Raw genomic sequence first — 5,308 nt, forward strand, 5'->3', positions numbered from 1 at the left:
TTTATCTGGGTCTCGGTCATTCTGAAAAAGAACGTGAATCAGCCTATCGGGAATTATTTCTGGAAAAGTTGGATGCGGGGTTAATCAACGAAATCCGGCAGTCTACCAATGGCAATTTTGCTCTTGGTAATAAGCGGTTCAAGGAAGAAATAAGTAAAGCATTAGATCGACGCGTCTCCCCCGGAAAGTCAGGCAGACCTCAAAAAGACAAAACCTCGAAAGATGTGAAAACATGAAAAAACCGTGGTCTGTCCCCTATTTCCGAAAAAAGGGAAGAGGGGGGGAGGAGGGTGGTGAGGTGACGTCCCCTATTAGTATTAGTATTAGAGAAGGGAGTCTTTCTCCTGCTGCCGCAGGTGTTCCACCACTTCTTTAACCCGCTGGGAACTTCCTTTTTTACAGATCAGCAGGGCATCTTCCGTGTCAACGACCAGCAGGTCATCAACATCTATTAAGGCGGTTGGTTTACGGCTGAAAACGGTATTATTTTTGGCTGAAAACAGCATGGTTTCAGCTGCCGGTTTTTCATTTTCGGATTCAACCCGTGGCTGCAGCTTCAGTTCATCCAGGGCGTCCCAACTTCCCAGATCACTCCAGGAAAAACGGCTGGGAACCACGGCCACCCGGGAAGATTTTTCCAGCACCCCGTAATCGATGGAAATGGCTTCCACGTCCCGAAAATAAGCGGCCAGAGCCTGATCAAAACCCAGATTCTGACATCCCCGGCTAAAACGCCGGAGGCAGGCATCAACCGCCGGTAGATGTCGGGCAATTTCCGCCAGGATGACATCGGTACGCCAGATAAAGATACCGCTGTTCCAGAAATAATCCCCGGATGCCAGGTATTCAGTGGCCCGCTTGGCATCAGGCTTTTCCACAAAACGGCTGACTTTCCTAACCTTCTCGCTGGGAATATCATCATCAAACTCGATTACATCACCACTCTGGATATAACCATAGCCCGTTTCCGGCCAACTGGGGGCAATACCCAAGGTCACCAGCCAGCCCTGTTTTGCAACGGTTGCGGCCAGCTCCAGGGTGTGGATAAATTCCGGCAGGTCGGATATGTAGTGGTCGGCGGGAAAAACCATCATCGTGCTTTCCGGCCCCTGGTCCATGATCAACAACTGGGCAGCTAGGGCAATGGCCGGGGCGGTATTGCGACCCACCGGCTCGGCAATAATCCTGGCCTTACTGAAGCGGGACGCCAGCAGTTTTTCCACCGCCAGCGCCTGATCCTTATTGGTAACAACCATGGTCCGGGAATCATCGGTCAAGGGAGACAGGCGCTCAATGGTGGCTTCCAGGGTGGTTTTACCTCCCAACAGCGGAATCAGCTGTTTAGGCCGCCGGTGACGGCTCAAAGGCCAGAAGCGGGTTCCGGAGCCGCCGGCAAGGATAACGGCGTGGAAGTTGTTTTTTTCGGTTGTTTTATCAGTCGTCATTCATTTAAACTCCGGAAAGCAAGAGGGGGCAAGCGGAAACGTTAAAGCAATAAAGCAACAACGTCCCCTATTTTACTATTTTATCCTATTTTATCGGTGATAGTCGTCAGCCAGGCGGACAATGTCATCTTCGCCAAGATAATCTCCCTGCTGGACTTCAATGATAACAACCTCCCGGTCTTCGTTTTGGTTGGCCAGCCGGTGCCTGGCAGTTTGGGGAATGAAGACGTGGCCGCCGACATCCACTTTCATTTCCCGCTCGTCAACGGTAATCAATGCCGGCCCGGCCATGACAATCCAGTGCTCACTGCGCCGGTGGTGAAACTGCAGGCTCAGGCGCTGGCCGGGATGAACCACGATCTTTTTCACCTGGCAGCCGTCTTCCTGGTGCAAGATCTGGTAAGTTCCCCAAGGCCTGTTAACCGGTTCAGCTATTTTATTCATAGAATCAACCTATCATATCATAAATAGGGGACAGACCACGGTTTTTTCTGTTTATTTTAACATTTTTCATGTTTTCTTGGCTCAAAAACCGTGGTCTGTCCCCTATTTACTACCTGATCATACCCCCTTGTTTTTGAGAAAAGCGGCGACGTTATTGATGGAATCCAGATTTTCCGGCACCAACTCTTCATCATCGATGCTGATGGAAAAATCCTCCTCCAGGAATTCAACCAGTTCCAGCACCCCGGTGGAATCAATGATGCCGCCATCCAGGAAGGATGAGTCATCGTTCAGCTCATCGGCGCTGCCGAAAAGGAAGTTTTCAACAATAAAATCCCTGATTTTGCTTTTTATTTCCTGATCACTCAAACTCATAGTTCCAGTTTCTCCCGGGCATAATTTACCATGTCAGCATTCTGTTCACTATAAATTTTCTCCATCCCCTCCTCGCGGCCCATCACCCCCTGGCGGACCATATTGGCAATCTCCCAGACATAAGGATGAAAACCGTGGCGCTCCAGGTGGCACTGATTGGCAAAAGCATTCAGCAGGCAGTTGGAGGAATTGGTGTCCGTATCTTCCGGCGCCCGCCAGCCGGTTTCATGCAGCTCTTTTTTAATCGCTTCTTCATCATAATCGAAGAAAGCCAGCGGATGAACATTATAGGGAAAACGATCGGCGTAAAGTTCATAATAGGACGCGGGAATAAAATTTCGCTTTAGCCGCCGGCTGAGCTCGGGAGGCAGGGCGTTTTTCAGCGCCTCCTGGTTTTTGCGGATCAGGGTCGGATTGGTTTTCATGATCGCTGACTGGATGGGAGCCTGGCCCGGCGACCAGCCGAAGGCTACCAGGGGAATGGCCATTTCCAGGGCAGTTTTCAATACCATGCTTTTGACAATCCCGATGCAGGCGGTACAGATGGAACTGGCCCGCATCAGGGTCGGGGCGGCAAAAATATCTTCACTGGCGGTACGGGAAAAAAGCTTCTTCGCCAGCGGCCAGGGAATTTTAAAATTAAGATGATCAATATCCAGCTGGTCCGTAAGCCGGGCGATATTCCCCAGTGAAGCCGGAGAAATAAAGTGGTTGTCAAAAGTCAGGGCCAGGATGCGCAGGTTGTATTTTTCCTTCAGCAGCTTCATGGAATAGCTGGAGTCCTTGCCGCCGCTGTAGGCCATAATCGCGTCATAGCATGGAGCTTTATCCCGCGTTTCCAGGATCAAATCATCCAGGCGCCGGCGGTAGACGGCTTTTTTCTCCAAAACCTTGGCCGCCTTTTTCTCTTCCCGGCGGCAGTGATTGCAGATACCCTGGTCATCAAAACGGATGCCGGGGAAGGTCGCCGGCAGGATGCAGCGCCGGCAGATTTTAAGGTTTTCAATTTGTCGTGCCAATGATTTTTCCTCCCAGGCGGTGCTGCTCACCTGGCTGCTGCCGGCAACTTCCGCCGCGGATTTTTAAATGAAAATAGGGGACAGACCACGGTTTTTGGGCCAAGAAAGTATGAAAAATATTTAAAGGTAGTAAATAGGCGAAATATGGGACAGGAAAAACCGTGGTCTGTCCCCTATTTTCTAAATCAGTATTACAATCAGCCCATGCCTTTTCATGTTATCGACCATTTCCGAAGAAACTTCAGCTTCAGCCACCACCAGGGCTATTTTTCCTTGTTCAAACAGCCGGCGTTCCAGGGCATAGGCCTTTATTTGTTTCTCTGCCGGCGTCTCCCCGGCAATCCGATGGACTTCCCCCTGCTGGCCAAGCAGTCCCTCCCAGGCGGCGCGGCTCACCTGACTGCCGTCGGCAACTTCCGCCGCGGCTTTTTTATCCGTGCCGTTCTCACTTGCCACCCGGTCGATAATCATCCCCACCGCCGAGGTAAAATTGGTCAGCGGATCGATGAGGATAAAACTGCCCGCCTGGTGGTTTTTCATGTAGGGATCAAAATAGAGCGGCCGGCTGGTGGTGATGGAAACCCGGCCGATTTCATTCAAGGACAAGTAATCGGCATTACTTTTGCGCAGGGTATTGACATCGGTCCGATAGCGCAGAAGCTCAATCCTGGCCCGAGTAGCCTGGGTGGTGTGCTTGATAAAAAAGCTGGTCTGCAGATCCATGGGCTTTTCATCCATCCAGACCAGCATGGCCTCAAAGGAACGGGAAGTCCGGGGAATGTTGTTGGGATGGACCAGCATGTCGCCGCGGCTGACATCAATCTCATCTTCCAGGACCAGGGTAACGGACTCAGGAGGAAAGGCGCGCTCCAGATCGCCGTCAAAGGTACTGATCGCCTTGACTTTCGATCTTTTCCCCGATGGCAGCACCATAATTTCTTCACCAGGCCGCACCACGCCGGAAGCCACCTTGCCGGCAAAACCACGGAAGGCCGCGTCAGGACGCAGGACATACTGGACCGGAAAACGGAAATCGATGAAGTTGCGATCGGAAGTGATATAGATGGATTCCAGCATTTTCAGCAGCGGCGCCCCGGAATACCAAGAAGTGTTGGCTGACTTATTTACTACGTTGTCACCTTTCAATGCCGACAGGGGGATAAAGTGCAGATCGGGGATTTTCAGCCGGGCGACAAAATCGCGATAATCCTGGCAGATTCGTTCAAATACCTCCTGATCGTAGTCCACCAGGTCCATTTTGTTAACCGCCAGGATAACGTGTTTGATCCCCAGCAGCGAAACAATAAACGTGTGGCGCCGGGTCTGGGTGATAACTCCCGTGCGGGCATCCACCAGGATCACCGCCAGGTTGGCGGTGGAGGCGCCGGTGGCCATGTTGCGGGTATACTGTTCGTGCCCGGGGGTATCGGCGATAATAAATTTGCGCTTCGCGGTGGCGAAATAGCGGTAGGCCACATCGATGGTGATTCCCTGCTCCCGCTCGGCCTTGAGCCCGTCAAGCAGCAGGGCATAGTCTATCTCGCCACCGACGCTGCCCACCCTTTTGCTGTCGCGCTCGAGAGTGGCCAGCTGGTCGTCATACAAAAGCTTGCTGTCATACAGCAGGCGGCCGATGAGGGTTGACTTGCCGTCATCCACCGAACCGGCCGTCAGAAAACGAAGGAGATCTTTCTGTTCATCCTGGTCGAGAAATTCTTTAATATCCATGGGAAACCAATGAGGTTAAAGGTTAAAGGCTAAAGGGGAAAGGGGGGGAAACATGTAATGCATCTTCGTACATTTCAGTCCTGTTCAAGAAAGCGTTTTTTTGTTTTCATCAGGCCGCCAATCATGGATGAAATTTCAATTGTTTCAATCAGCCATCGATCAGCAGTTTCTTTTTTAATGTAAGCTATTTCTAAACCAATATAAATTTGCGTCCGCAGCTCGGCGCAGGAACCTTTGGCATAGGAAAGAAATTTCAGACATTCACGGGTTGATTCACGTTCAAAGCCTTCGGCAATA

6 protein-coding genes and 1 pseudogene are annotated in these 5,308 nt (G+C 51.4%); 1 reads left to right on the plus strand and 6 read right to left on the minus strand.

Annotation, left to right across the window (positions count from 1 at the left end; genetic code table 11):
• A partial coding sequence (locus U9P07_01910; protein MEA2108161.1) for a transposase occupies positions 1–236 on the plus strand: 236 nt, incomplete at its 5' end.
• An 87-nt stretch (positions 237–323) separates the two neighbouring features.
• Here U9P07_01910 and U9P07_01915 read toward each other — a convergent pair.
• The 6 genes and pseudogenes from U9P07_01915 to U9P07_01940 form a co-directional block, all read right to left on the minus strand.
• A complete protein-coding gene (locus U9P07_01915; GenBank protein ID MEA2108162.1) occupies positions 324–1,445 on the minus strand; it encodes a mannose-1-phosphate guanylyltransferase in 1,122 nt (373 codons plus the stop codon).
• A gap of 90 nt (positions 1,446–1,535) precedes the next feature.
• Entirely contained in the window at positions 1,536–1,889 is a 354-nt protein-coding gene (locus U9P07_01920) for a phosphomannose isomerase type II C-terminal cupin domain (protein MEA2108163.1), read from the minus strand.
• 117 nt (positions 1,890–2,006) lie between these two features.
• Positions 2,007–2,264 carry an acyl carrier protein gene (locus tag U9P07_01925; GenBank protein ID MEA2108164.1) on the minus strand — a complete coding sequence of 86 codons (258 nt, stop codon included), beginning with the start codon at positions 2,262–2,264 and terminating at the stop codon, positions 2,007–2,009.
• Complete coding sequence (locus tag U9P07_01930; GenBank protein MEA2108165.1) at positions 2,261–3,283, minus strand: hypothetical protein; 1,023 nt, start codon at positions 3,281–3,283, stop codon at positions 2,261–2,263. The genes U9P07_01925 and U9P07_01930 overlap by 4 nt, the downstream gene beginning before the upstream one ends.
• Positions 3,284–3,466: 183 nt before the next feature.
• A pseudogene (cysN, locus tag U9P07_01935) lies at positions 3,467–5,011 on the minus strand (sulfate adenylyltransferase subunit CysN).
• A 74-nt stretch (positions 5,012–5,085) separates the two neighbouring features.
• A partial coding sequence (locus tag U9P07_01940) for a four helix bundle protein (GenBank protein ID MEA2108166.1) occupies positions 5,086–5,308 on the minus strand: 223 nt, incomplete at its 5' end.

The sequence above is a fragment of the Pseudomonadota bacterium genome (assembly GCA_034660915.1).
In the GTDB taxonomy this organism is placed as follows: domain Bacteria; phylum Desulfobacterota; class Anaeroferrophillalia; order Anaeroferrophillales; family Anaeroferrophillaceae; genus DQWO01.

Bases quoted from the DNA above. Each gene is read 5' to 3' on its own strand.
- U9P07_01915 (MEA2108162.1), bottom strand. From the start codon at position 1,445: ATGACGACTGATAAAACAACCGAAAAAAACAACTTCCACGCCGTTATC.
- U9P07_01920 (MEA2108163.1), bottom strand. From the start codon at position 1,889: ATGAATAAAATAGCTGAACCGGTTAACAGGCCTTGGGGAACTTACCAG.
- U9P07_01925 (MEA2108164.1), bottom strand. From the start codon at position 2,264: ATGAGTTTGAGTGATCAGGAAATAAAAAGCAAAATCAGGGATTTTATT.